Source organism: Saccharopolyspora antibiotica (genome assembly GCF_047200635.1).
GTDB lineage: Bacteria > Actinomycetota > Actinomycetes > Mycobacteriales > Pseudonocardiaceae > Saccharopolyspora_C.
Map to the genome: position 1 here is coordinate 104,463 of NZ_JBJZOI010000015.1, position 24,117 is coordinate 128,579.

Here is a 24,117-nt window from a genome sequence, read left to right on the forward strand (position 1 = left end):
GCCTTTCGTCGCCGTGCGCGCCGGTGTTCCCCGCGCTTCCGTCCGTGAGACGTCCGCCCGGCGGAGTGGTTGCGCCGCGGCCGGAAGATTCCACCGAGGCATTCCGATGTGGACCGGAGCGGTCCGCTCAGGACACGTGGTCGGCGATGAAGGCCCGGATCCGCTCCGGGGAGCAGGGCCGGGCGAAGAAGTAGCCCTGGCCGGTCTCGCAGCCGATCTCGGCCATCCGCCGGGCCTGCGCGTGGGTCTCGACGCCCTCGGCGGTGACGGTGAGCCCGAGGGTGTGCGCGAGGTCGACGAGGGTGCCGACGATGCGGGCGTCGACCGGGTCGGCCTTCTCCGGGTCGCGCAGCCCGGACATGAACGATCCGGCGATCTTGAGCTCGTGCACCGGCAGGTGCCGCAGGTAGGCGAGGTTCGAGTAACCGGTGCCGAAGTCGTCGATCGCGATCCGCACGCCCATCTTCGTCAGCGCCCACAGCGTCTCGATGGGCTCGTCGGCGGTGCCCATCACGGCGCTCTCGGTGAGCTCCAGCTGCAACCGGGAGGGATCGAGGTGCGTCTCGCGCAGGATCGCCTCGACGTCGGAGGCGAGGTTCGGGTCCCGGGACTGGCGGACCGCGAGGTTGACGCTGACGAACGGGGCCGCGTCGCCGAACTCGTCCTGCCACTCCTTCGCCTGCCGGCACGCCTGCCGCAGCACCCAGCGGCCGAGCGGCACGATCAGCCCGGTCTCCTCGGCGAGCGAGATGAACCGGTCCGGCCCGAGCCTGCCGAGGTCGGGGTGCCACCAGCGGGCGAGGGCCTCGACGCCCACGACGCCGAACTCCCGCAGCCCGACCAGCGGCTGGTACTCGACGAAGAACTCCTCGCGCTCCAGCGCGGCGGGCATGGTGGCCGACAGCCGGTATTGGGCGACCTCGGTGGCGTTGCGCTCCGGGTCGAACAGCGCCCACTGCCCCTTGCCCTCGGCCTTCGCCCAGTACAGGGTCACGTCGGCGTCGCGCATCAGCTCGGCCGCGCTCTGCCCCTGCACCGGGCGCTCCACGATGCCGATGCTGGCGGAGACGGACAGCTCGTGGCCGCCGATGCGGACGGGTTCGACGAGCGCGTCCAGGATCTCGTCGGCGATCTCGATGGCCTGCTCGGTGCTGGTCGAATCCTCGATGAGGATGACGAACTCGTCGCCGCCCATCCGCGCCACCATCCGGTCCTCGCCCCGCACCGAGAGCGCGAGGCGCTCGGCCACGGCGACGAGCAGGTCGTCTCCGACGTGGTGACCGAGGCTGTCGTTGATGACCTTGAACCCGTCGAGGTCCATGTAGCAGAGCGCGACCCGGTCGCCGGACCGGCGGCTGCGCATCGCCGAGGTGAGCCGGTCCATGAACAGCGCCCGGTTCGGCAGCCCGGTGAGCGGGTCGTGCATGGCCTGGTAGCGCAACCGGTCCTGCAGCAGCTTCCGCTCGGTGACGTCCTCGACCATCGCGACCTGGTAGAGCGGCATCCCGTCCTCGCCGCGCACCAGCGAGACGATGACCTCGGTCCAGGCGCGGGTGCCGTCCGGCCGGGTGAACTGCTTCTCCACCCGGTACTGGTCGCGCTCGCCGCGCACCAGCTCCTCGTAGAGCCGCCAGAAGCCCTCGGAGTCGGCGGGGTGCAGCCAGTCGTGCATGGTCATCCGGCGCAGCTCCTCGCTGGCGCGCCCGAGGATGCGCCGCAGCGAGGAGTTCACCTCCAGCACGTGCCCGGCCATGTCGGCGATGCAGATGCCGATCGCGGCCTCCGCGAAGATCGCCCGGAACCGGGCCTCGCTGGTGCGCAGCGCCTGCTCCACCGCGTCCCGGGCGTCGAGCACGGCCTGCCGGATGGCTTCCTGCTCGTCGAGGGTGCGTTTGCGGGCGGCCTGCACGAACCCGGTGCACAGCGAGCCCTGCAACGCCGCGATGCGCCGCCGCCGCTCGTGGTCCTCGGTCAGGTGCAGCGCGCCCAGGAAGCGGTCGCCGAGCAGGTCCACGGTGCGGGCCAGCGAATCGGCGCTGGTGAAGTGCACGGCGACGAGGTCGTCGCCGACGTCGTGCGCGGGCCCCGGTTCGAACGGGTCGGACAGCAGCGCTTCGAGCAGGCGGTCGGTGTAGCCGAGCAGCCTGCCCTCGACCTCGGCGCTGGTCATCGGGACGTAGCTGGTGCCCATCAGCGCCTGGGCCCAGTCGGCCGCGAATCGCCTGCGGTCGGCTCTGCTCACCGCCGGCTCCGTCTCCTGAGCGCTGGTGAGCGGCGTGGTCCACCCCGTCATGCGCGTGGCGCCCCTCCGCTCGTCTGTCGTCGGCTCGCCCCCTCGCCCCTGGTCCGGTTCGCCCTGGTGGAACGGGTCGTTCGGAGCATACGACCGGCACCGAGGGGAGGTCGAACCATGCACATCCGCCCACCCAGGGTAGCCATTCGCGTCGAACCGGCAGGCCAGCAGCCCCTCGCGGCGGGTCGGCGGGACGTCGTTTCACCCGACGGTCGAGTCCGGGCCGCGCACGAAGTGCGGATTCCCCTCACCAGGGCTGAGATGTCGTCAGGAGGATCACGCAGTCCGGATTGCGCCGTTCCGGCTAATCATCCCGTTCCGCCGTGCCGCCCCGAGCCCCATTCGACACACTTCCGTTCCAGTTGCCGCGCTTCCCCCGCCCCTATCCCCGAGAGGGCCCCTTCGATGACGCATTCGAGTGGACGCGCTCGCCGGCGCGGCCTGATCTCCCTACTCTCGATCACCTGGGCGTGCGCGCTGCTCGCGGTGCCCGCGCACGCAGGCACCTCTCCCTCCCGAATGGAGCAAGCCATGAGCTCCCAGGTGAACGAACCCGTTGATCACGCGATGGGGTCCCAGATCCGCAAGCACGAGGGCGAAGGCGAAGGCGAAGCCCGCGCGGTTCCCGAGGCCTCGCCGCTGGCGACCGTCGAGGGCATCGACGTCAGCGGCCACCAGCGCAACGTGGACTGGCCCGCCCACTGGAACCAGGGCAAGCGGTTCGCCTTCGTCAAGGCGACCGAGGGCACCACCTACGAGAACCCGTACTTCGCCCAGCAGTACAACGGGTCCTACGACATCGGCATGATCCGCGGCGCCTACCACTTCGCGCTGCCGGACGTCTCCAGCGGCGCGGCGCAGGCGAACTTCTTCGTGGACAACGGCGGAGGCTGGTCGCCGGACGGCAAGACGCTGCCGGGGGCGCTGGACATGGAGTACAACCCCTACGGCGACACCTGCTACGGGCACTCGCCGAACTCGATGACCGCGTGGATCAAGGACTTCTCGGACACGTACTTCCACCGCACCGGCCGCTACCCGGTGATCTACACCAGCACGAGCTGGTGGGACCGGTGCGCGCGCGGGGACTTCAGCTCGACCAGCCCGCTGTGGATCGCCCGGTACGCGGGCTCGGTCGGCGCGCTGCCGTACAACTGGGGCTTCCACACCTTCTGGCAGTACAGCTCGACGCCGATCGACCAGAACGCCTTCAACGGGGGCTACGCGCAGCTGCAGGCCATCGCCCGCGGCTGATCGCCGCCCGGACGCGCCCCGCCCGCCCCGCTCGCGCCGGGGCGGGCGGGGCGTTCGTCGTGCGGGCCCCGGTTCGCCGGATCCGCGCCGCCGACGCCGGTCGAGCTGCGATGATCATCCGCATGGGTGACGTCGATCCGCGCTCCGGGGCACCGGTGCGGCGGGAGCGCCGCGCGGGGCTGGTGCTGACCATCGCGCTCGCCGTCGCGGTGCTGGCGGCGACGAGCACCGGGCTGCTGCTGTTCGACCAGCGCAGCACCGGCGCGGACGCGCTGCGCACGGGCGGGCTGGCTGCGGGCTCGGTCGTCGCGCTCTACGCGCTGTGGCTCAACGACCGCAGGCGCCGCGTCGAGGAGCGGCGGCAGGAACTCGACCAGCGGCGGCAGGAGCTCGACCGGGAGCGCTACGACCTGGAGCGCAGGCGGCAGGAGCTGGAGGACCGGCGCACCGATCACGACCGGGACCGCGCCGACGACGAGCGCTTCGCCCGCGCCGTGGAGCTGCTCGGGCACGAGGCGGACCAGGTGCGGGTCGGCGCGATGCACGCGCTCGCGGGGCTGGCGCGCGGCCGCCCGCACTACGCGCAGACCGTGCTGGACGTGCTGTGCTCCTACCTGCGCCGACCGTTCGGGCATCCGAAGTGGACGCTTCCCGAGCTGCTGCCCGAGGGTGAACAGCCCTCGATCGCGCCCGAGCTGGAGCGGGAGCGGCACGCCAGGCAGACCGCGCAGCGCCTGATCATCGAACTGCTGCCGACGCGGGACGATCCGGACCCGCCGATCTACGACCTCGACCTGACCCGCGCCTGGCTGGAGCGCTTTAGCCTGGCGGATCGCGTGGTCGGGCGAGTCGCCGCCTACCGCTGCCGGTTCCGGCACACCACGAACCTGAGCCGCGCGCTGTTCCACGGCAACGCGCACTTCCGGGATTCGGTGTTCCTGGGCCGGATCCGGGCAACGGATTCGATCTTTCACCGCGCCGTCGAGCTGCGCGGCATCCGCACGGTCGAGCCGTGCGACTTCGACCGGGCGCGGTTCGCGCGGAACGCGGACCTGAAGCGGATGAACTGCGCGCGCCGGTGGTTCGTCCGGGACGTCGAGTTCGGCGGTGCGGTCGATCTGCGCTCGGCGCGGCTCACCGGCGGCATCGACCTGCGGCTGAGCGCTCCGCCGGGCGAGGTGCTGCTCGACGACCTGCTGGTCGCCGAGGGCTCCACCCTCCCCGCCGAGTGGGATTCCGTCGGGGCGCGGCAGGAGCAGGCGAATGCGTGAGCACGGCCTGGCCGCGACCGTCACGCTCGCGGCCCTGGCCTTGTTCGGCGTCAGCACGGCGCTGCTGGTGTTCGACGGCCGGGTGAACGGCGCGGACGCGCTGCGCACCGGCGGTCTGGCGGCGGGTTCGGTGGTCGCGCTCTACGCGCTGTGGCTCAACGACCGGCGGAGGCGGGTCGACGAGAGCAGGCAGCGGCTGGAGGGGGCGCGCACCGAGCTCGACCGGGAGCGCATCGCCGACGAGCGCTTCGCCCGCGCCGTGGAGCTGCTCGGGCACGAGGCGGACCAGGTGCGGGTGGGCGCGCTGCACGCCTTGGCCGGGTTGGCCCGCAGCTCTCCCGGCCACACCCAGACCGTGCTGGACGTGCTGTGCTCCTACCTGCGCCGACCGTTCGGGCATCCGCACCACGACCACGGCGAGTGGGAGCGGGACGAACGCGACGCGGCGGACCGCGAGCTCCAGGTGCGGCTGACCGCGCAGCGGCTCATCACCGACCTGCTCCCGCCCGCCGAGGAGGACTCGCCCGCCTACGACCTGGACTTCACGAACGCGGCGCTGGAGTACTTCGACCTCTCCGGGCGCCGGATCGGGACCCTGGTGGCCAGGCACGCGCGGCTGTTCCACGACAACAACCTGAGCCGGTGCGAGGTGACGGGTCCGGCGTGGCTGACCGGGGCGTCCACCCGCGCGGGCGGCCGGTTCCGCTGCCGGGACGCGGTGTTCCGCGGCCGGGCCCAGTTCGCCGGGGTCGAGTTCGGCGGACCGGCCGCGTTCGACCGCTCGGTGTTCCACGGCGTGGCCGACTTCGACGGCGCGGCGCTGCACTCCGAGGTGAGCTTCGCGGGCTGCCGCTTCGAGGGCGCGGCGAAGTTCGCCGACGCCACCGTCGAGGGCACCGAGCTGGACGCGCTGCTGAGCGCGGCGGCCCACCGGCCGACGCCGCGGTAGCCGCCGCGCTTCCCGGTTCTGCCACCATGGGAAGCGGAACAGCGCTCCGGCGGCGCTGGGAGGGAGCGGCGCGGTGGACGAGGACACGACCCGGCCGAAGCGGGCGGACGCGCGGCGCAACGAGCGGACGCTGCTCGACGCGGCCGCCAAGGTCTTCGTCGCCTCCGGCGTGGACGCGCCCGTGCGCGACATCGCGGCGGAGGCGGGCGTCGGGCTGGGCACGATCTACCGCCACTTCCCGACCCGGTCGGACCTGATCATCGCCGTCTACCGGCACCAGGTCGACGCCTGCGCGGAAGCCGGGCCGGAGCTGCTGGCCAGCGGCACCTCCCCGTACGAGGCGCTGCGCCGGTGGATCGCGGAGTTCGTGGACTTCCTGATCACCAAGCACGGGCTGGCGCACGCGATGCAGTCCGATGACTCGGGGTTCGACGCGCTGCACGCGTACTTCCTGGACCGGTTGGTGCCGGTCTGCGCCGAGCTGATCGCCGCCGCCGAAGCCGCCGGGGAGGTCCGCTCCGATCTGCGGGCGCTCGAACTCATGCGCGGCGTCGGGAACCTCTGCATCGGCGCGGGCACCGATCCGCGCTACGACGCGCGCCACGTGGTCGGCCTGCTCGTCGACGGACTCCGCCGGACCTGAGCGCGGTTCCGCCCGGAACCGCGCATCGCACCAGATCAGCGCATTGTGCACATTGTTCCGAGCCCTGGCGGACATTGGGCCTTCGGCCACGAAGCGGGCGTGCTCATTGTTGGCTGGATACCGGGTCCCGGCCCTGCCTAGCGTCATCGGTGAGCGGCGCTCCGAGGGAGCGCCCGACACGCCACGGCCGATCGATCGAGATCGGCTCGAACTGGGAGGACCTCTCATGCGCTCGAAGGCATTCCGCCTCATCGCCGGAGCCACCGCCGGCACCGCCGCCTGCATGGCGCTGCTCGTCGCGCCCGCCTCGGCCGCGCCGGACATGGGCACCAAGGCCGGCCACACCTACTCGGTGACGTGCAAGGGCGGCAAGGCGAACCTGTCCTGGTCCACCGGCACCATCAACACCCGGGTCTACTACAACAACCACTGCTCGACCACGGCCAAGGTCTCGGTGCAGCTGTCCGACGCGGAGAACACCTGGCTGGAGTGCCTGTCCATGCCGGCGGGCACGAAGAGCAGCAAGGAGTTCAACCACGGCCTCACCGGCTCCATCGACAAGATGATCAAGGGCTGCTGAGCCGGGCTCGCGGCCGCCCCGCCCGCCCGATCCAGCCGGGCGGGCGGGGCGGTCACCCGCGGGGGAGCGTCACTCGGCGGCGCTCTGGCTGATCGGGGTGGCGATCAGCACGTCGCCCCGGATGGGCTCGTCGGCGGGCCAGGCCGCGATCTCGTGGGCGGCGGGGCCGTCGGGGACGCCCGGGAGGTTGAACTCGACGGTGCTGGGCACGGCCGGGTTGGCCGGGGCGTCGACCTTCTGCAGGATCCGGGAGATCCCGAACAGGCTCCCGTCCACGCTCACCGGGTCCGCCGGGGCGTGGTCGACCTGGACCTCGACGCCCGGGATCTGGTTCGCGCCGTCGGAGAAGGCGAAGTCGGCGGGGCCGCCCTCCAGCTTGCAGTTGGTGTGCGGGGAGGCCGCGGTGTACTTGACCAGGAACGCTTCGTACTCGCCCGGCTCGGCGAGGTCCCTGGTCACCTCGACGTTCACGTCGTCGCTGGTGCACAGCGTGTCGCTGGGATTCGCCAGCGCGGAACCGGCGGTCAGCGTGGTCAGGCCGAGGGTCGCGCCCGCGACGGCGGTGACGGCGACGGTGCGGGTGAGCTTCATGGTCTGCCTCCTGGCTCGATCGGCTTCTCGATCATCAAGACGCCCGGCGGCCGCGCGGGATGTCCCGGAATGCGATGTGCCACAGCGGAGCAACGCGGACCGGGCCGAGACGTCCGCGCGGGAGCCGTGCCGCGCCGATTGAGCCGTTCGCCGCGCTCCGGGCCGGAGCGAGCGGCTTCGCGCTGGAGGCCACCGCGGCTCGGGTCGCGAGGGTCACCAGCGGGACGCCGCTGCCCGACGAAGCCGGTTCGACGAGAGGGCGCGGAACGCGGGGCGCCGCTGCGCCCACCGCGAGCTGGGCGTCCCCGGCTCCGACTTCCGCGGGCGTCCCGCGAGCGGGCCGGGCACCGGTGCGCGCGGAACCGCTCCGCCCGCATCGGATCGACCCTCGAACGAGAACGGCCCGTCCCCCCGCGACGGCGGGAGGACGGGCCGGTTCGTCGGTCAGGTCAGCCGAACAGCGCCGGGAGGGTGCCCTCCCAGGCCGCGCGGAGCTCCACGAGCGGGATCTCGGCGACGTCCTGGATGTCCAGAGTCGACGAGCCCGCGTCGGCGACGCCGACCTTCGCGCAGGGCAGCTCGCGCGCCGCGCACATCTCGGTGAACCGCAGTTCTTCGCTGCGCGGCACGGCCACCAGCACGCGGCCCGAGGACTCCGAGAACAGCGCCACGAACGGATCGGCGCCCTCGGGCAGCACCACGCGGGCGCCGCACTCGCCGATCAGCGCGGTCTCCACCAGCGCCTGCGCCAGCCCGCCCTCGGAGAGGTCGTGCGCGGCGGAGATCATGCCGTCGCGGGAACCGGCGACCAGCACCTCGGCCAGCAGCTTCTCCCGGGCGAGGTCGACCGCCGGCGGGGCGCCGCCGAGGTGGTCGTGGGCGACGCGCGCCCACTCCGAGCCGCCGAACTCCTCGCGGGTGTCGCCGAGCAGCAGCAGCGTCTCGCCCTCCTCGCCACCGATGCCGGTGGGGATGCGGCGGGTGACGTCGTCGATCGTGCCGAGCACGCCGACCACCGGCGTCGGCAGGATCGGCTGGCTGCCGGTCTGGTTGTAGAAGCTGACGTTGCCGCCGGTCACCGGGATGCCCAGCTCCGCGCAGCCGTCCGCGAGCCCGCGCACGGCCTCCTGGAACTGCCACATCACGCCCGGGTCCTCGGGTGAACCGAAGTTCAGGCAGTTGGTCACCGCCATCGGCGTGGCGCCGGTGGTCGCGACGTTGCGGTAGGCCTCGGCCAGCGCCAGCTGCGCGCCCGCGTACGGGTCGAGCCGCGTGTAGCGGGCGTTGCAGTCGGTGGCCACCGCGATGCCGCGGCCGGTCTCCTCGTCGATGCGCAGCACGCCGCCGTCCGACGGCTGCGCGAGCACCGTGTTGCCCCGCACGTAGCGGTCGTACTGGTCGGTGACCCACTCGCGGGAGCACAGGTTCGGCGACGCCGCCATCGTCAGCACGGTCTCGCGCAGTTCGTCCGGGGTGGACGGGCGAGCGAGGGTGTTCGCGTTGTCGGCGACGATGAGGTCCTGCGCGCTGGGGCGCTCCACCGGGCGCTCGTAGACCGGGCCCTGGTGCGCCACCGTGCGCGGCGGCACGTCCACGACGAGTTCGTCGTGCCAGTAGATCTCCAGGTTCTCCCCGTCGGTGACCTCGCCGATCACCGTCGCGAGCACGTCCCACTTCGCGCACACCGCCATGAACTCGTCCACGCGGGACGGCTCGACGACGGCGCACATGCGCTCCTGGGACTCGCTGGAGAGGACCTCCGCGGGGTTCATGCCCTCGGCGCGCAGCGGCACCTGGTCCAGGTCCACGCGCATCCCGCCGTCACCGGCCGAGGCCAGTTCGGAGGTCGCGCAGGACAGACCGGCGCCACCGAGGTCCTGGATGCCCACGACCAGGCCGGAGTGGTACAGGTCGAGGCAGCACTCGATGAGCACCTTCTCGGTGAACGGGTCGCCGACCTGCACGCTCGGCAGCTTCTTGCGACCGGAGGGAGCCCCGCCCTCGGCGTCGTCGAAGGTCTCCGAGGCCAGCACCGACACGCCGCCGATGCCGTCGAGACCGGTGCGCGCACCGAACAGGATGATCTTGTTGCCCGCTCCGCTGGCGTGCGCCAGGTGCAGGTCCTCGGTCTTCATCACGCCGACGCACATGGCGTTGACCAGCGGGTTGCCCGCGTAGGACTCGTCGAACACGACCTCGCCGCCGATGTTCGGCAGGCCCAGGCAGTTGCCGTAGCCGCCGACGCCCGCGACCACGCCGGGCAGCACCCGGCGGGTGTCCGGCGCGTCGGCCGGGCCGAAGCGCAGCGGGTCCGCCACCGCGACCGGGCGGGCGCCCATCGCCATGATGTCGCGGACGATGCCGCCGACACCCGTGGCCGCGCCCTGGTAGGGCTCCACGTACGACGGGTGGTTGTGCGATTCGAGCTTGAACGTGACGGCCCAACCGTCACCGATGTCGACCACACCGGCGTTCTCGCCGATGCCCGCGAGCATCTTCTCCCGCATCTCCGGCGTGGTCGTCTCGCCGAAGTACTTCAGGTGGACCTTCGAGGACTTGTACGAGCAGTGCTCGCTCCACATCACCGAGTACATCGCCAGTTCGGCGTCGGTGGGGCGGCGGCCGAGGATCTCGCGGATCCGCTGGTACTCGTCGTCCTTGAGGCCGAGCTCGCGGTACGGCTGGTCGAGCTGCGGCGAGGACTTCGCGACACCCACGGTGTCCAGCTCCGGGCGCTCCGCGACCGGATCGCTCTCCGGCCCGGCTGCGACGGCGCGCACCGCCGCCGCGGTCGCGTCTTCGGGGTTGTTGCTCACGCTGCCACCAGTACGTCGAGAACGGACAGGAACATGCCGAGGCCGTCGTCGGTAGGCCCGGTCAGCGGGTCGATGGCGTGCTCGGGGTGCGGCATGAGCCCCGCGACCCGGCCGCGCGCGTCGGTGATGCCCGCGATGTCGCGCAGCGAACCGTTCGGGTTGTCCTCGGCGTAGCGGAACAGCACGCGGCCTTCGCCCTCGAGCTCGTCCAGCACCGCCTGGTCGGCCATGTAGGCGCCCTCGCCGGACTTCAGCGGGACCAGCAGCTCGGCCCCCGCGTCGTAGCGGGAGGTCCACGCGGAGGTGTTGTTCTCCACCTTCAGCCACTGGTCGCGGCACACGAAGTGCAGCCCGGAGTTGCGGGTCAGCGCGCCCGGCAGCAGCCCTGCCTCGCAGAGGATCTGGAAGCCGTTGCAGATGCCGAGCACCGGCATCCCCTGCCCGGCCGCGCGCACGACCTCGCCCATCACCGGGGCGAACTTGGCGATCGCGCCGCAGCGCAGGTAGTCGCCGTAGGAGAAGCCGCCGGGCACGATCACGGCGTCCACGCCGCGCAGGTCCGCGTCGGCGTGCCACAGCGGGACCGCCTCGGCGCCGCAACGGCGAACGGCGCGCTGCGCGTCGACGTCGTCGAGGGTGCCGGGGAAGGTGATGACGCCGATCTTGGGGCTCATGCTTCCACCCGCCGCACGGTCCACTCCTCGATGACCGTGTTGGCCAGCAGCGTCTCAGCGATCTTCTCGAGCGTGGCGTCGTCGACGTCGTCGGCGACCTCCAGCTCGAACCGCTTTCCTTGGCGGACTTCGGAGATGCCCTCGAAGCCGAGCCGGGGCAGCGCGGAGGCCACCGCCTGACCCTGCGGGTCCAGAATCTCCTGCTTGGGCATGACGTCGACGACGACTCGGGCCACGGGCGATGCTCCCGGATTCGTGCAGATCCAGCCGCCCGTGCGAGGGACGGCGATGGATGTCCAGCAGTACCCGCGAAGGGTAACTGAGCTGCGGGTTCGCCTTCGCAGACAGGGGTCCGGGAGCCCGGTGGCACCACCGCGGCGGCCGAGACCGGACGCCGCGCCTGGGGAGCGTGACCAGCGGAACGATTTCCGGAACGATCCGATCAGGACCAATCCGGAAGAACGAATTCGATCGCCGAGAACCATTCTCCCGGCTGTGTCCTCCGTTACGGAGACCGGTTTTCCCGGAACATTCGAGGGGGTTCGCGCGTAATACCGGCAGCACCGCGGACCAGCGGAGCCGATTCACCGACCGGCCACCCTCCGATTCGCGAAAGCCCAGCTCCCGGCCCGGACGCGCACGAACGGGCCGGGTGGTCCGCCACCGCGGGCGCGCGAGTTCCCCCACCGCGCGACGCGGGGCGGAGGGGATTCCGGATTTCCCCCAGCGGAATCCCCGCGATGCTTCCCGTCGCGCGCGACCCTCCTCGGTCAGCGGCGCGACGGGAAGCTCGTCTCGAACTCGATTCCGCCGCATTCCACGTCGCACCGGAATGGGCGCGCGGGTCCGCGGAAATCGTTGTCCGCGCCGCGCCGCGGATGCGGGCCGGGCGGCTCGGCCCGCCGCCCGGGGGTCTGCGACGCTGACGGGACAGTGCCGGAGCCCACACGGAGGTCAGCCGATGAAGATCACCCACTTCGGACACGCGTGCGTCCTGCTCGAAACCGAGCGGGCCCGCTTGCTGATCGATCCGGGCGCGTTCTCCACCGGGTTCGAGGACCTGCGCGACCTGGACGCGGTGCTCATCACCCACCAGCACTTCGACCACGTGGACGCCGAGCGGCTGCCCGCGCTGCTCGACGGCAGCCCCGGTGCGCGGCTGGTCACCGACTCCGAGACCGCCGGGGTGCTCTCCGAGCAGGGCTTCCGCCCGGAGGTCGCGCGGGTCGGCGACGCGCTGGAGCTCGGCGGGGCCGCCGTGCACGTCGTCGGCGGGACGCACGCCGAGATCCATCCCGAGGTGCCCGTGCCGGAGAACATCGGGCTCGTCGTCGACCACGGCGCCTTCTACCACCCGGGCGACTCGTTCCACGTGCCCGAGCAGCGGATCGACGTGCTGGGGCTGCCCACCGGGGCCCCGTGGCTGAAGCTGTCCGAGGCCGTGGACTTCCTGCGGGCCGTGGCGCCGCGCGCGGCGGTGCCGATCCACGAGGCCGTGCTGGCCTCGCCCGCGATGCACTACCGGATGTTCGAGCAGCTCGCGCCGCAGGGCACCGACGTCGCCGTGCTGGAGCGCGCCGAGCCGACCACCGTCTGACCCGAACCGGTCCCGGCGAGCGGCGGTCAGCTCGACAGCGGGTCGAGGTTGAGCACCGGCCCGACCGCACGACGCCGCTTCGGCGCGGGCGCGCCCGCGAACGCGGCGTAGGTGGCAGGGCGGGCGCCGTGGTGCAGCGCCAGGTCGATCGCCTCCAGCACCGCCGTGCGCGGGCCGGGCCGGGCCAGGTCGGCCGCGTCCACCGCGAGCCGCACCGACCGCCCCCGCCGCGCAGCGCGGGCCGCGCCCAGCAGCAGCGCGCGGCACCACCACGGCTCCGCCCGCGCCCCCGGCCCCAGCGCGTGCAACCGGGCGCGGTGCACCCGGCCCGTGCCGAGCTCGTGCACGGTCAGCGCGTCCGCGCACACCGCGAACTCCTGGTGGCGCAGCGCCGCCAGAGTGCCCGGGGAGGACAGCCAGCGCGGCGGCACGAAGACGTCGGTGCGCAGGCCCAGCCGCTCCAGCGCGGCGCTCGCGGCGCGCAGCCGCAGGCCCGCCTCGTGCGCCGGGAGCGCGGCGAACTCGGCGCCCCGCACCGCGGCCAGCGCGCCCGAGGACACCACCCTCGGCAGCAGGCGCTGACCGGAGGGGGCGTGGTCGAAGCCGTGCAGCGCCACCGCGTCACCCCCGCGCTGCCGGGCGCGGGCCCACGCGGCGCACGGGCGGTCCGGGGCGGGTGGCGCGGCACCGCTCGGGCGCGGCGCGACGAGCAGGGTCAGCGGAATCCGCCGCAGGTCCAGCTCAGCGGCGAACGCGGCGCAGCGGTCCAGGGCTCGATCCCCGAGCCCCGACAACGAGACGACCAGCGAGGTACCCACGGCTCACCATTGGGGCGGATCCGGGTGGCGAGACCCTGACGGGCCGGTGACCGGCGGGCGCGGATCCGGCGAACGTCCGGTCAGGCCGGGGTCGGCCAGTCGGCGAGGTCCCGGCCGGTGATCCGCTCGTACGCCTCCACGTAGCGCGCCCGGGTCGCCGCCACGACGTCCTCCGGCAGCGGCGGCGGGGGCACGTCCGAGGACCGGTCCCAGCCGGACTCCGGCGAGGTCAGCCAGTCGCGCACGTACTGCTTGTCGAAGGACGGCCGCGCCCGGCCCGCCTCGTGGCCGGCGGCGGGCCAGAACCGGGAGGAGTCGGGGGTGAGGACCTCGTCGCCCAGCACCAGGCCGTCCGCGCCCACGCCGAACTCGAACTTGGTGTCGGCGAGGATCACTCCCCGGCTCTCGGCGTGCTCGGCGGCGCGCGCGTAGACCCGCAGCGTGAGCTCGCGGAGCTGCTCGGCGCGTGCCCGGCCGACCTCGGCGACCACGGCGTCGAAGCTGACGTTCTCGTCGTGCGCGCCCAGCTCCGCCTTCGCGGCCGGGGTGAAGATCGGCTCCGGCAGCCGGGACGCCTCGGTCAGGCCAGGCGGCAGCTCGATGCCGCAGACGGCGCCGGTCGCGCGGTAATCGGCGAGGCCGGAGCCGGTGAGGTAGCCGCGGGCCACGCACTCCACCGGCAGCATCTCCAACCTGCGCACCAGCAGCGCCCGCCCCCGCACCTCGGCGGGGATGCGCGGGTCGTCGGCGGCGACCACGTGGTTCGGCACCACGTCGGCGAGCAGGTCGAACCAGAACACGCTCATCGCGGTGAGCACCCGCCCCTTGTCCGGGATGGGCGTGTCGAGCACGTGGTCGTAGGCCGAGATGCGGTCCGACGCGACCATCAGCAGGTGCTCGTCGTCCACGGCGTGCAGCTGGCGAACCTTGCCCGCGGCGATCTGCGGGTATGCGGAGAGTGCGACCACCCGGCGATTGTCCCCCACCGGCGCGCGGGCCTCGCTGGCCGGGGCGAACAGGCCCTCCCCGTTCACCCGGCGGGACCGGGTGAGCGGGGAGCGCCCCGCGAGGTCAGAGGATCGGGGACGGGGCGTAGGCGGCCGCCTCCGGGTGCCGGGAGGCGATCTCCTCGACCGCGGCGACGACGGCCGCGACCTGGTCGCCCGCCGCGCCGGTGAACGAGAGCCGGTCCGCCAGCAGCTCGGCCAGCGCGGTCCCGTCCAGCGGGATCCGCTCGTCGGCGGCGAGCCGGTCGAGCAGGTCGTTGCGCTCGACGCCCCGCTCCCGCATGGCCAGCGCCACCGCCACCGCGTTCTCCTTGATCGCCTCGTGCGCGGTCTCGCGACCGACCCCGGCCCGCACCGAGGCCATCAGCACCTTGGTGGTGGCCAGGAACGGCAGGTAGCGGTCCAGCTCGCGGGCGACCACGGCCGGGTAGGCGCCGAACTCGTCGAGCACCGTCAGGAAGGTCTCCACCAGCCCGTCGAAGGCGAAGAAGGCGTCCGGCAGCGCGATGCGGCGCACCACGGAGCAGGAGACGTCGCCCTCGTTCCACTGGTCCCCGGCCAGCTCCCCGGTCATCGAGGCGTAGCCGCGCAGCACCACGGACAGGCCGTTGACGCGCTCGCAGGAGCGGGTGTTCATCTTGTGCGGCATGGCGCTGGAGCCCACCTGGCCGGGCTGGAAGCCCTCGGTGACCAGCTCGTGCCCGGCCATCAGCCGGATCGTCTTCGCGACCGAGGAGGGCGCGGCGGCCAGCTGGGACAGCGCGGTGACGACCTCGAAGTCCAGCGAGCGCGGATACACCTGGCCGACGCTGGTGAGCGCCGTGCCGAAGCCGAGGTGCGCGGCGACGCGGCGCTCCAGCTCGGCGAGCTTCGCGGGATCCCCGAGCAGGTCGAGCATGTCCTGCGAGGTCCCGACCGGGCCCTTGATCCCGCGCAGCGGGTAGCGGGCCAGCAGGTCCTCCAGCCGCCCGAACGCCACGAGCAGCTCGTCGGCGGCGGTGGCGAAGCGCTTGCCGAGCGTCGTGGCCTGGGCGGCGACGTTGTGCGAGCGGCCCGCCATCACGAGCTCGCCGTGCTCGGCGGCCAGCTTCGCCAGCCGCGCCAGCACCGCCACCGCGCGGTCGCGGACGTGCTCCAGGCTGCGGCGGACCTGCAGCTGCTCGACGTTCTCGGTGAGGTCGCGGGAGGTCATGCCCTTGTGCACGTGCTCGTGACCGGCGAGGGCGTTGAACTCCTCGATCCGGGCCTTCACGTCGTGCCGGGTCTGCCGCTCGCGCTCGGCGATCGAGTCCAGGTCCACCTGGTCGATCACCCGCTCGTAGTCGGCGACCGCGCCCTCGGGCACGTCGACGCCGAGGTCGGCCTGGGCGCGCAGCACCGCCAGCCACAGCTGCCGTTCCAGCACGATCTTGTGCCGCGGGGACCACAGCTCGACCAGCTCCGGCGAGGCGTAGCGGTGGGCGAGCACGTTCGGGAGGTGGGGCTTGACCGTCACGACTGGCCAGGATACTTCCCGGCGGTTCCCGGCCCGCTCACCACCGGAGGACCGGTCGCGCGGGCGGCGAGGCGCCCGGGGCCGCGCCGCCCCCGGCGACGGCGGAAGCGTCCGGGCTCGCGTCCGAAGCGGACGGTTAGGATCGGCGGACATGACAGCGGCCACCCCGAAGGGCGAGCGCCGCCGCAGGGCCCTGGTCGAGGCGGCGGTGGAGCTGCTCGCCGATGGCGGGCTCGAAGCGGTCCGGCATCGCGCGGTGGCCGAGCGGGCCGGGCTGCCGCTCGCCTCCACCACCTACTACTTCGACTCGCTGGACGACCTGATCGCGGCGGCCGTGGAGCAGGAGGGCCGCGCCGAGCTGGCCGCGGGCCGCGCCCGGCTGGACGCGCTGGCCGCCGAGCTGCGCACCGCGGACGCGGTCGCGGAACTGGTGCTGGACCTGCTGCTGGGCCGCGACTCGCGGGACGGCGGGACCGAACCGGTGCTGCTGCGCTACGAGCGGCTGGTGGGCTCGCCCCGGCGGCCGTACCTCGCGCCGCTGATGCGGGAGCTGACCGGGGAGCTGCGCCAGCTGCTGCACGAGATCCTGGAGCGCAGCGGCAGGCCGGTCGGCCCCGACCGGCTCACCGAGCTGATCTTCCTGGTGGACGGCGCGGTGCTCAACGCGCTCATCGAGAGCGATCCCGATCCGCGCGCCGCCGCCCGCCGGGTGCTGCGGTCCCACCTGGGCTGACGGCCCCGCCCACCGCCGCGCGGCCCCGCATCGGGGTCCGGTTCAGAACCGCGGCGCAAGCTCGTCGGCGAGGACGGGGACCCGGTCCGCGAACGGAGCCCTGGCCGAGCCCTCCGGCTCGCTGAGCACCGTGAGCGTGCGGCCGCTCGCCGTGGGCACCTCGGCCACGGCCGTGTTCGCCGCGCGGCCCTCCGTCGGCGCGGGCCGCGAACCGCGCGGGCTCACCATCACCGAGATCTTCCCGGCCGTGGCGCCCTCGCGGATCGGCACCGCGGCCGTGCGCGCACCGATCGGGCAGGACCCGCGCGCCCCGGTGGGCGTGGTGCCCGCCGACTCCGGCAGCCGCTCGCGCAGCGCGGCCGACAGCGCCGCGTCCGCCGGACCGCAGCCGTCGGCGGCCATCGGGTCGCCCAGGGTGATCGGCCCCGAGCGCGGTGTGGTGCCGGTGCCCGGCTGCTCGTTCGGGAGCGCCATCGGCGACTGCGTCGGCTCCGCCGGGGGCTGCGCGACGGGGGAGCCCGCCTGGCCGAGCAGGCCGGTGCCCACGCCCACGCCGCCGACCAGCACGGCCGCCGCGACCAGCGAGCCGCCGGCCAGCGCCGTGCGACGGCGGGCGGTGACCCGGCGCGACCCGCGCACGACGTCGTCGGTGCCGAAGGACGCCTCGGGCGCGTCGCCGGCCGCGTTCTTGAAGAGCTGTTCGAGCTCGGTCTCGTTCATCTGCCGCACCTCCTCACGACGTCGATCGAAGATCGTCGAGCTGGCCGCCCAGGGCCTCCCGCAGCGCCTCCAGCCCTCGGGCCGACTGGCTCTTCACGGTGCCCTCGCTGCACTTCATGACCTCGGCGACCCCGGCGACGTCGAGCCCCTCCAGGAATCGCAGCACCAGCACGGCGCGCTGCTTCGGTGGAACCTTGCGCAGGCCCGCGACCAGCGTCTGCCTGGTGGCGATGCCGTCGTCGACCGCCCCGGACTCCACCGGCCGGTCCGGGAGCACGTCGGTGAACCGCTCCCGCCGCCACGGGCGCCGGGACTCGTCGATCACCGCGCGGCTGAGGGTGCGGCGCACGTACGCGTCGAGCGCGCCCTTGTCCCGGACCTTGCGCCAGTGCCGGTGCAGGGAGATGAACGCGGTCTGGGCCAGGTCGTCCGCGCGGTGCCAGTCACCGCACATCATGTACGCCATCCGACGCACCGCCTCCCGCCGAGCCGCGAAATACTCCGCGAACTCCTGCTCCTCGCGCTGGTCCACGCGGACACTCCGCTCGTCCGTGCTTGCACTACTGGGACGGTGCTCCCGTCCCCGGCGGTTGCACGCCGCCGGGAACCGATGACACGCGAGAGGAAACCTTAGAGCCTCCGCCGACGGCGCAGGGGCCGGACCGCCCGTCGCCCGGCGCGAGTCGCGGCGCCGTCGCCCGCGGCGCGAGGTCCCGCCGCCCGCCCCACCGCACGACGCGGGGCGCGGGGAGGCGACCAGCGGTTTCGCCCCCGGCGAGGGCCGTTCCCGAGGTGGCTCCCGCACCCGGGGACCGCCCGGGGCACCGGCCGTCGGCGGGGTTCGGGTGGCCTCCAGTTGCCCGCACCCCCCGCCGGTGTGGTGTGATCGGTTCGTGACCAAAACGGCCTCCATCGACCTTCGTTCCGACACGGTCACGCGTCCCGATCAGCGGATGGCCACCGCGATGGCCCGTGCCGAGGTCGGCGACGACGTGCTCGACCACGACCCGACGATGCGCGAGCTGGAGGAGAAGGCCGCGCAGGTGCTGGGCACCGCAGCCGCGCTGTGGGTGCCCAGCGGCACCATGGGCAACCTGATCGCGCTGTTCGTGCACCTGCGCCGGGGCGACCGCTTCCTGGCGCCGCGCGGCGCGCACGTGCTCAACCACGAGCTCGGTTCCGCGGCCTGGCTGGCGGGTGGGATGCCGGAGCCGCTGGACTGGGACGCCGGACCCGGGCGCCCCACCGCCGACTCGGTCCGCGCGCACGCGAGCGGGGACCGCCGCTACGACGCCCTGCACACCACCCTGTTGTGCCTGGAGAACACGCACAACGCGGCGGGTGGCGCGGTGGTGCCGCCGCACGAGCACGCCCGGCTCGCCGCCGCCGCCCGCGACCGCGGCCTGCGGGTGCACCTGGACGGGGCGCGGATCTGGAACGCCGCGACCGCCCTGGAGCTGCCGCCCGCCGCGCTCACCGTCGGCGTCGACACGGTGCAGGCCTGCCTGAGCAAGGGGCTCGGGGCGCCGGTGGGGTCCGTGGTGGCCGGGACCAGCGACTTCATCGCCGAGGCGCGCCGGGTGCGCAAGATGCTCGGCGGCGGGGTGCGCCAGGGCGGGGTGCTCGCGGCGGCCGGGCTGGTCGCGCTGGAGCGGGTGCCGGAGCTGGCCGACGACCACGCGAACGCGCGACGGCTCGCCACGGGTCTGGGCGAGCTCGGCTGGGAGGTCACCGAGCCGCAGACCAACATCGTGCTGGCCGAGGTGCCGGACGTGCCGCTCACCTTGGACTGGCTGGCGGGGATCGGGGTGCTCGCGGTGCCGATGGGCGGCCACGTGCGCTTCGTGACCCACCGCGACGTCGCGAGCCGAGACGTCGCGGAGGTCCTGCGCCGCGTCGCCGACAGCACCGACCGGCCGGCGGGAATCCCCCAGGCGGGCTGACACCGCTCCGGCGGCGCGGGCGGCTCGCGGGGCCTCAGCGGCGGTGGCGCCCCGGAGGCCGCCGCTCAGCGGCTCCGCCGCGCCCGGCCGCGGCGCGGGGCGGTCGCGGCCGAACCGGCCTCGGCCGCCGGGCGGCTACTTCGAGCCGATCTTCTTGCGGTCCCCCGCCCAGCCGATCGCGGCGGTCGCCACGAACAGGACACCGCCGATGACGGCCAGCCAGAACAGGCCCTTGAGCACGAATCCGGCGACGGTGACCACCAGCCAGAGCGCCAGCAGCCCGCCGAGCACCTTCCACACCACACGACCACCCCGTCCGATCGAACGTCCCTGCTCCTCGAACGAACGACCCCCGCCCGAGGTTCCGCCGGGCCGGAGCCGATCCGGTCAGCGGAGCCAGGTCGCGAGGCGGGCGATGGCCTCGGCGATCTCCTCGGTGGCCCCGGCGAACGACATCCGGACGAAGCGGCCGCCGCGCTCCGGATCGAAGTCCAGGCCGGGCACCACGGCCACCCCGGTGTCCTCCAGCAACCGTCGGCACCAGGCCGCGGAGTCGTCGGTCAGCTCCCCGAGGTCGGCGTAGGCGTAGAAGGCGCCCTCGGCCGGAGCCACCCGTCGCACGCCGAGCTCCGCGAGCCCCGTCAGCAGCAGATCCCGGTTCGTCTCGTAGCGGCGCACGTGCGCCTCGACCTCGGCGTAGGCCTCCGGGCCGAAGGCCGCGACCGCCGCGTGCTGGGAGAGAGCGGGCGGGCAGAGGGTGAAGTTCCCGGTCAGGGAGTCCACCGCCCGCCGCAGCCGGGGCGGCACCAGCATCCAGCCGAGCCGCCACCCGGTCATGCACCAGAACTTGGAGAAGGAGTTCACCACGATCGCCTCGCGGGAGAACTCCCAGGCCGAGCGCAGCGGCTCGCCGTAACCGATGCCGTGGTAGATCTCGTCGCTGATCAGCTGCACGCCGCGCCGCTCGCACCAGCCCGCGAGCTCGCCCAGCTCCTCCCCGGTGAGCACGGTGCCGGTCGGGTTCGCCGGGCTGGCCACGATGAGGCCCCGCACCGGCTCGTCCAGCTCCTCCAGCATCTCGACCGTCGGCTGGAACCGGGTGCTCGCGTCGCAGGGCAGCTCGACGACCTCGCAGCCGAGCGCGCTGAGGATGTTGCGGTAGGCCGGGTAACCGGGCCGGGCCAGCGCGACCCGGTCGCCGTGGTCGAAGGCGGCGAGGAACGCCAGCAGGAACGCGCCGGAGGCCCCGGTCGTGGCGACCACGTCCTCGGGCCCGACCGCCAGGCCGTAGGCGCGGTCGCAGTGCCCGGCGACGGCCTCGCGCAGCTGCGGCAGGCCCAGCTGCTCGGTGTAGCCGAGCGCGTCCCGGCGCACGGCCTCGGCCGCGGCCTCGCGGACCGCCGCCGGCGCGGGCGTCGAGGGCTGGCCCACGGCCAGCGACACCACGTCGCCGCGCACCGCCTGCCGGGCTTTCGCGGCGGAGAGCACTTCCATGACCTGGAACGGCGGCACGTTCGCCCGCAGGGCGACCGCGGGTGCGCTGGGATCGAGCATGTCCCCAGCCTGCCACGCGGCCGCCGCCGCTCCCCGACCCGGATCAGTAGCCCTGGTAGCCGCCACCGCCCGCCATCGACTTCAGGCCCGGATGGCCCTCGAAGCCGCCGTAGCGGTCGAAGGTGTAGCGGACCCCGGCGATGATGTTGTCGACCGGGTCGTAGATGTCGTCGTGACCGGGGAGCTTGTGGGCCTGGAACGTCGGGTCGATGCACTGCATCAGGCCCTTCGACGGGGTCCCCTTCGCCGCGTTGGAGTCCCAGTCGTTGATGGCGTGCGGGTCGCCGCCGGATTCCTTCTGGATGATCGTCGCGATCTCGTCGATGTCGTCCTCGGTGACCGGGATGCCGTGGGCCTGGAGGATTCTGATGGCCTCCCGGATCCACCGCGCCACGTCACCCGGCGGCGGGCCGCCGATCGGCGGCCCGCCGCTGGAGCCGAGACCGCCCGAGCCGGCCGAGCCGCCGGATCCGGACGCACCGCCCTCGGAGCCACCGCCGCCGGACGAGCCACCGGACCCGGAGGTCCCGCCCGCCCCGGCGGCGTCCTGCCCCGGCCCCTGCCCCGGCTGGCCGGTCGTCCCCGCCTGCTCGGTCCGCGCCGGTTCCCGGACCTGCTCCCGGGGGGCGGCGATGCCCTCGCTCCCGGCCTCCGGGATCCGGGTGAAGGCGTCCGCCATCCCGCCCCGGGCCTCGCGGAGCGAGTCCAGCGCGGCGCTCAGGCCGCGGTTCGCCTCGGCGACCACGTCGGTGGCCTCCCGCGCGTGCGCTTCCATGGCGCGGGTGATCTCGTCGTCGCGGACCCGGGCGGCGAGCTCCCGGGCCACCGGATCGTCGGCGTGCGCGCGCTCCGCCCGCCGGAAGGCGTCCTCAGCGCGGCGCGCGTCGGCCAGCGCCCGCTCGCCGATGGCGCTCACCGCGTCCTTCCCGGTCCGCACCGCGTCCGCCGCCGAATCCAGCGCGGCCGCCGAGCCCTCCAGCGCCCGCGCGGCCGCGTCGAACCCGCCGCGCACCCGGGTCATGTGAGCGGCGAAGGCGTCCGCCGAGGCGCCGTGCCAAGCGCCGTCCACCGCGGTGGCCGAGGTCCGCACCCGCCCGTTCGCGTCCTCGGTCGCACCGCCCGACTCGCGCCAGCGCCGCGCGACGTCCCGGATCGCCTCCGGATCGGCGTCCTCGATCCGGCGCACCTGCTCGGCGAGCGCGGTCCCGCCCGGCTTGCCCGCGATCTCTCCCGAAATCCCCATCTCATCCCCCAGTTGGTCGGCCCGGAACCGATCCCGCCCCGGCCCGCGCTGCCGGGCCGCGAACGGGAGGTCAGATCCGCATCGAGTCGGCGTTGGCCCCGTCGACCTCCTCGACGCCGCGGCGCACCGCGTCGAGCGCCCCGCTGACGCCGCGCAGCAGCCGCTCGGCCGCGTCGAACTGCCGCTTGGCCTCGCCGTCGAGCTCCCCGATCGCGGCGGCCATCCCGGCGGCGGCGTCCAGCTCCCCGAAGATCCCGGCGGCGGCGGGCTTGTTCTCGAACTCGTCGCCGATGGCGCCGACCGGACCCGCCGCGCCCTCCATCGCGGAGCGGCACTCCTCCAAGGCCGCCACGTTGCCACCCGTGTCAGGCACGACCACTCCTCGCTGGACATCCCCGGGCCGACCGTCGGCCCCGGACACCGCGTCGGACGCGCCGCACCGGCACGCCGTTCCGCTTCGAGACGTGCTTATCAGCAACGGGGCCCGTCCGGCGGGCTTTCCGCGCGAGAGCGGTGGAGAGCACGACCGCGCGGCCCCGGCGGGGCTCGCGCGCGGTGCGATGCGGGGAGGCCGGTCAGCCGGGCGGGGCGATCTCCCCGCGAGAGGCGCGCAGCGCGATGTCGACCCGGTGGTGCGAGCCCGGCAGCCGGACGGTCGACACCCGCCGGTACGCCTCCTCGCGGGCCGCGGTGAGGTCCGCGCCGGTGGCCACCACCGACAGCACCCGGCCGCCCGCGGACAGCACGGCGCCGTCCTCCCGGCGCCGGGTGCCGGAGTGCAGCACGCCGGGCCCGTCGCCCCCGGTGATCACGTCGTCCACCCGGGGCCGGCCCGGGTAGCCCTCGGCGGCGACCACGACGGTCACGGCGGCGCCCGGCTCCCACTCCAGCGGCGGGACCGAGGCGAGCTCGCCGCGCGCCACGGCGTCCAGCAGCCCGGCCAGCGGGGTGTGCAGCAGCGCCAGCACCGCCTGCGTCTCCGGGTCGCCGAACCGGCAGTTGAACTCGATGACCTGCGGCCCGTTGGAGGTCAGCGCCAGGCCCGCGTAGAGCAGGCCGGAGAACGGGGTGCCGCGCTTCGCCAGCTCGTCCACGACCGGCTGCACCGCGGTGCGCACGACGGTGTCGGTGAAGCCCTCCGGCGCCCACGGCAGCGGCGCGTAGGCGCCCATGCCGCCGGTGTTCGGGCCCGCGTCCTCGTCGCCGACGCGCTTGAAGTCCTGCGCCGGCAGCAGCGGCACCACCGTGGTCCCGTCGACCAGGCAGAACAGCGAGGCCTCCGGGCCGTCCAGGAACGACTCCAGCAGCACCGGGTGCCCGTCGTCGAGCAGCGTCAGCGCGTGCGCGCGGGCCGCGTCGAAGTCGGTGGTGACCAGCACGCCCTTGCCCCCGGCGAGCCCGTCGTCCTTGACCACCCAGGTCGGGCCGAAGCGGGCCAGCGCGGCGTCGAGCCGCGCGGGGTTGTCCACCGTCTCGCTGTGCGCGGTGGGCACGCCCGCGGCGACCATGACGTCCTTCGCGAACGCCTTGGACCCCTCGATGCGCGCGGCTTCCCTGGACGGGCCGAAGCAGGGGATGCCCGCGGCGCGGACCGCGTCGGCGGCACCGGCGACGAGCGGGGTCTCCGGACCGAACACGACCAGGTCGGCCTTCCAGCCGGTCGCCAGCTCGGTCACCGCCACCGGGTCGGCGACGTTCACCGCGCGGGGCTCGGCGAGCGCGGCGATGCCCGCGTTGCCGGGAGCGCAGGCCAGGGCGGTCACCGCCGGGTCCTTCGACAGCGCCAGCACGATCGCGTGTTCCCTGCCGCCCGAACCGATCACGAGGATTCGCACGTGCGGAAGCGTAGAGCGTCCGCCCGCCGCCTGGCGCCAGCCCCCCGCCGCGCTGTGGCGAACCGGACACACCTGCCGGAACGGACCGGTCGCGCAGCGGG

The 24,117-nt window shown here is 74.0% G+C and carries 23 protein-coding genes; 8 read left to right on the forward strand and 15 right to left on the reverse strand.

The features are described 5' to 3' along the window. Positions 1-127 precede the first annotated feature (127 nt). Positions 128-2,242 carry a putative bifunctional diguanylate cyclase/phosphodiesterase gene (locus ACL03H_RS14520; protein WP_412811740.1) on the reverse strand — a complete coding sequence of 705 codons (2,115 nt, stop codon included), beginning with the start codon at positions 2,240-2,242 and terminating at the stop codon, positions 128-130. Between the two features lie 582 nt (positions 2,243-2,824). On the opposite strand from ACL03H_RS14520, the gene ACL03H_RS14525 reads away from it, so the two are divergent. From ACL03H_RS14525 to ACL03H_RS14545, 5 genes are all read left to right on the forward strand, one after another. After that, entirely contained in the window at positions 2,825-3,547 is a 723-nt protein-coding gene (locus tag ACL03H_RS14525; RefSeq protein WP_412811741.1) for a lysozyme, read from the forward strand. 122 nt (positions 3,548-3,669) lie between these two features. Continuing rightward, the gene (locus ACL03H_RS14530) at positions 3,670-4,818 is read left to right on the forward strand and encodes a pentapeptide repeat-containing protein (protein ID WP_412811742.1); all 1,149 of its coding nucleotides are present in this window, start codon (positions 3,670-3,672) and stop codon (positions 4,816-4,818) included. Continuing rightward, the gene (locus tag ACL03H_RS14535; RefSeq protein ID WP_412811743.1) at positions 4,811-5,767 is read left to right on the forward strand and encodes a pentapeptide repeat-containing protein; all 957 of its coding nucleotides are present in this window, start codon (positions 4,811-4,813) and stop codon (positions 5,765-5,767) included. The genes ACL03H_RS14530 and ACL03H_RS14535 overlap by 8 nt, the downstream gene beginning before the upstream one ends. Before the next feature lie 73 nt (positions 5,768-5,840). Continuing rightward, positions 5,841-6,410, forward strand: a complete 570-nt coding sequence (locus ACL03H_RS14540; RefSeq protein ID WP_412811744.1) for a TetR/AcrR family transcriptional regulator — start codon at positions 5,841-5,843, stop codon at positions 6,408-6,410. A 226-nt stretch (positions 6,411-6,636) separates the two neighbouring features. Beyond that, complete coding sequence (locus tag ACL03H_RS14545; protein WP_412811745.1) at positions 6,637-6,990, forward strand: hypothetical protein; 354 nt, start codon at positions 6,637-6,639, stop codon at positions 6,988-6,990. 69 nt (positions 6,991-7,059) lie between these two features. Here ACL03H_RS14545 and ACL03H_RS14550 read toward each other — a convergent pair whose 3' ends face one another. The 4 genes from ACL03H_RS14550 to purS all read right to left on the reverse strand — a co-directional run bounded on the left by ACL03H_RS14550 (position 7,060) and on the right by purS (position 11,307). Further along, positions 7,060-7,581: a DUF4232 domain-containing protein gene (locus tag ACL03H_RS14550; protein WP_412811746.1), complete on the reverse strand. Its 522-nt coding sequence runs from the start codon at positions 7,579-7,581 to the stop codon at positions 7,060-7,062. Positions 7,582-8,030: 449 nt separating this feature from the next. Next, positions 8,031-10,307, reverse strand: coding sequence for a phosphoribosylformylglycinamidine synthase subunit PurL (purL, locus tag ACL03H_RS14555; RefSeq protein ID WP_412811793.1), 2,277 nt, complete (start codon positions 10,305-10,307; stop codon positions 8,031-8,033). Between the two features lie 86 nt (positions 10,308-10,393). Next, positions 10,394-11,071: a phosphoribosylformylglycinamidine synthase subunit PurQ gene (gene purQ, locus ACL03H_RS14560; protein WP_412811747.1), complete on the reverse strand. Its 678-nt coding sequence runs from the start codon at positions 11,069-11,071 to the stop codon at positions 10,394-10,396. Next, on the reverse strand, positions 11,068-11,307 hold the full coding sequence (gene purS, locus ACL03H_RS14565; RefSeq protein ID WP_412811748.1) for a phosphoribosylformylglycinamidine synthase subunit PurS: 240 nt from the start codon (positions 11,305-11,307) through the stop codon (positions 11,068-11,070). The genes purQ and purS overlap by 4 nt, the downstream gene beginning before the upstream one ends. A 725-nt stretch (positions 11,308-12,032) precedes the next feature. On the opposite strand from purS, the gene ACL03H_RS14570 reads away from it, so the two are divergent. Next, on the forward strand, positions 12,033-12,668 hold the full coding sequence (locus ACL03H_RS14570) for an MBL fold metallo-hydrolase (protein WP_412811749.1): 636 nt from the start codon (positions 12,033-12,035) through the stop codon (positions 12,666-12,668). Positions 12,669-12,694: 26 nt separating this feature from the next. Here ACL03H_RS14570 and ACL03H_RS14575 read toward each other — a convergent pair whose 3' ends face one another. The 3 genes from ACL03H_RS14575 to purB form a co-directional block, all read right to left on the reverse strand. Further along, positions 12,695-13,486 carry a DUF2334 domain-containing protein gene (locus ACL03H_RS14575; RefSeq protein ID WP_412811750.1) on the reverse strand — a complete coding sequence of 264 codons (792 nt, stop codon included), beginning with the start codon at positions 13,484-13,486 and terminating at the stop codon, positions 12,695-12,697. A gap of 80 nt (positions 13,487-13,566) precedes the next feature. Continuing rightward, entirely contained in the window at positions 13,567-14,454 is an 888-nt protein-coding gene (locus tag ACL03H_RS14580) for a phosphoribosylaminoimidazolesuccinocarboxamide synthase (RefSeq protein WP_412811751.1), read from the reverse strand. Positions 14,455-14,557: 103 nt separating this feature from the next. Continuing rightward, positions 14,558-15,988, reverse strand: a complete 1,431-nt coding sequence (gene purB, locus ACL03H_RS14585) for an adenylosuccinate lyase (RefSeq protein WP_412811752.1) — start codon at positions 15,986-15,988, stop codon at positions 14,558-14,560. A gap of 151 nt (positions 15,989-16,139) precedes the next feature. Here purB and ACL03H_RS14590 point away from each other — a divergent pair, with 151 nt between their 5' ends. After that, the gene (locus ACL03H_RS14590; protein WP_412811753.1) at positions 16,140-16,721 is read left to right on the forward strand and encodes a TetR/AcrR family transcriptional regulator; all 582 of its coding nucleotides are present in this window, start codon (positions 16,140-16,142) and stop codon (positions 16,719-16,721) included. Positions 16,722-16,763: 42 nt separating this feature from the next. Here the strand turns inward: ACL03H_RS14590 and ACL03H_RS14595 are convergent, their stop codons facing one another. Together ACL03H_RS14595 and ACL03H_RS14600 are read right to left on the reverse strand one after the other, a co-directional pair. Further along, positions 16,764-17,441, reverse strand: coding sequence for a hypothetical protein (locus ACL03H_RS14595; RefSeq protein WP_412811754.1), 678 nt, complete (start codon positions 17,439-17,441; stop codon positions 16,764-16,766). A 13-nt stretch (positions 17,442-17,454) separates the two neighbouring features. Then, positions 17,455-17,973 carry a SigE family RNA polymerase sigma factor gene (locus ACL03H_RS14600; RefSeq protein WP_412811755.1) on the reverse strand — a complete coding sequence of 173 codons (519 nt, stop codon included), beginning with the start codon at positions 17,971-17,973 and terminating at the stop codon, positions 17,455-17,457. A 361-nt stretch (positions 17,974-18,334) separates the two neighbouring features. Here ACL03H_RS14600 and ACL03H_RS14605 point away from each other — a divergent pair, with 361 nt between their 5' ends. Beyond that, a complete protein-coding gene (locus ACL03H_RS14605; protein WP_412811756.1) occupies positions 18,335-19,384 on the forward strand; it encodes a threonine aldolase family protein in 1,050 nt (349 codons plus the stop codon). Positions 19,385-19,519: 135 nt separating this feature from the next. On the opposite strand, the gene ACL03H_RS14610 is transcribed toward ACL03H_RS14605, so the two are convergent. The 5 genes from ACL03H_RS14610 to purD form a co-directional block, all read right to left on the reverse strand. Then, positions 19,520-19,687, reverse strand: a complete 168-nt coding sequence (locus ACL03H_RS14610; RefSeq protein ID WP_412811757.1) for a hypothetical protein — start codon at positions 19,685-19,687, stop codon at positions 19,520-19,522. An 84-nt stretch (positions 19,688-19,771) separates the two neighbouring features. Continuing rightward, entirely contained in the window at positions 19,772-20,938 is a 1,167-nt protein-coding gene (locus tag ACL03H_RS14615; RefSeq protein ID WP_412811758.1) for a pyridoxal phosphate-dependent aminotransferase, read from the reverse strand. Between the two features lie 43 nt (positions 20,939-20,981). Then, positions 20,982-22,181 carry a transglycosylase SLT domain-containing protein gene (locus ACL03H_RS14620; protein WP_412811759.1) on the reverse strand — a complete coding sequence of 400 codons (1,200 nt, stop codon included), beginning with the start codon at positions 22,179-22,181 and terminating at the stop codon, positions 20,982-20,984. 70 nt (positions 22,182-22,251) lie between these two features. Further along, positions 22,252-22,554, reverse strand: coding sequence for a hypothetical protein (locus ACL03H_RS14625; RefSeq protein WP_412811760.1), 303 nt, complete (start codon positions 22,552-22,554; stop codon positions 22,252-22,254). Between the two features lie 202 nt (positions 22,555-22,756). Further along, complete coding sequence (gene purD / locus ACL03H_RS14630) at positions 22,757-24,016, reverse strand: phosphoribosylamine--glycine ligase (RefSeq protein ID WP_412811761.1); 1,260 nt, start codon at positions 24,014-24,016, stop codon at positions 22,757-22,759. Between the last annotated feature and the right edge of the window lie 101 nt (positions 24,017-24,117).

Coding starts and splice junctions, on each gene's coding strand:
- ACL03H_RS14525 (WP_412811741.1), top strand. CDS start 2,825: ATGAGCTCCCAGGTGAACGAACCCGTTGATCACGCGATGGGGTCCCAG.
- ACL03H_RS14530 (WP_412811742.1), top strand. CDS start 3,670: ATGGGTGACGTCGATCCGCGCTCCGGGGCACCGGTGCGGCGGGAGCGC.
- ACL03H_RS14535 (WP_412811743.1), top strand. CDS start 4,811: ATGCGTGAGCACGGCCTGGCCGCGACCGTCACGCTCGCGGCCCTGGCC.
- ACL03H_RS14545 (WP_412811745.1), top strand. CDS start 6,637: ATGCGCTCGAAGGCATTCCGCCTCATCGCCGGAGCCACCGCCGGCACC.
- ACL03H_RS14550 (WP_412811746.1), bottom strand. CDS start 7,581: ATGAAGCTCACCCGCACCGTCGCCGTCACCGCCGTCGCGGGCGCGACC.
- purQ (WP_412811747.1), bottom strand. CDS start 11,071: ATGAGCCCCAAGATCGGCGTCATCACCTTCCCCGGCACCCTCGACGAC.
- ACL03H_RS14570 (WP_412811749.1), top strand. CDS start 12,033: ATGAAGATCACCCACTTCGGACACGCGTGCGTCCTGCTCGAAACCGAG.
- ACL03H_RS14590 (WP_412811753.1), top strand. CDS start 16,140: ATGACAGCGGCCACCCCGAAGGGCGAGCGCCGCCGCAGGGCCCTGGTC.
- ACL03H_RS14595 (WP_412811754.1), bottom strand. CDS start 17,441: ATGAACGAGACCGAGCTCGAACAGCTCTTCAAGAACGCGGCCGGCGAC.
- ACL03H_RS14615 (WP_412811758.1), bottom strand. CDS start 20,938: ATGCTCGATCCCAGCGCACCCGCGGTCGCCCTGCGGGCGAACGTGCCG.
- ACL03H_RS14620 (WP_412811759.1), bottom strand. CDS start 22,181: ATGGGGATTTCGGGAGAGATCGCGGGCAAGCCGGGCGGGACCGCGCTC.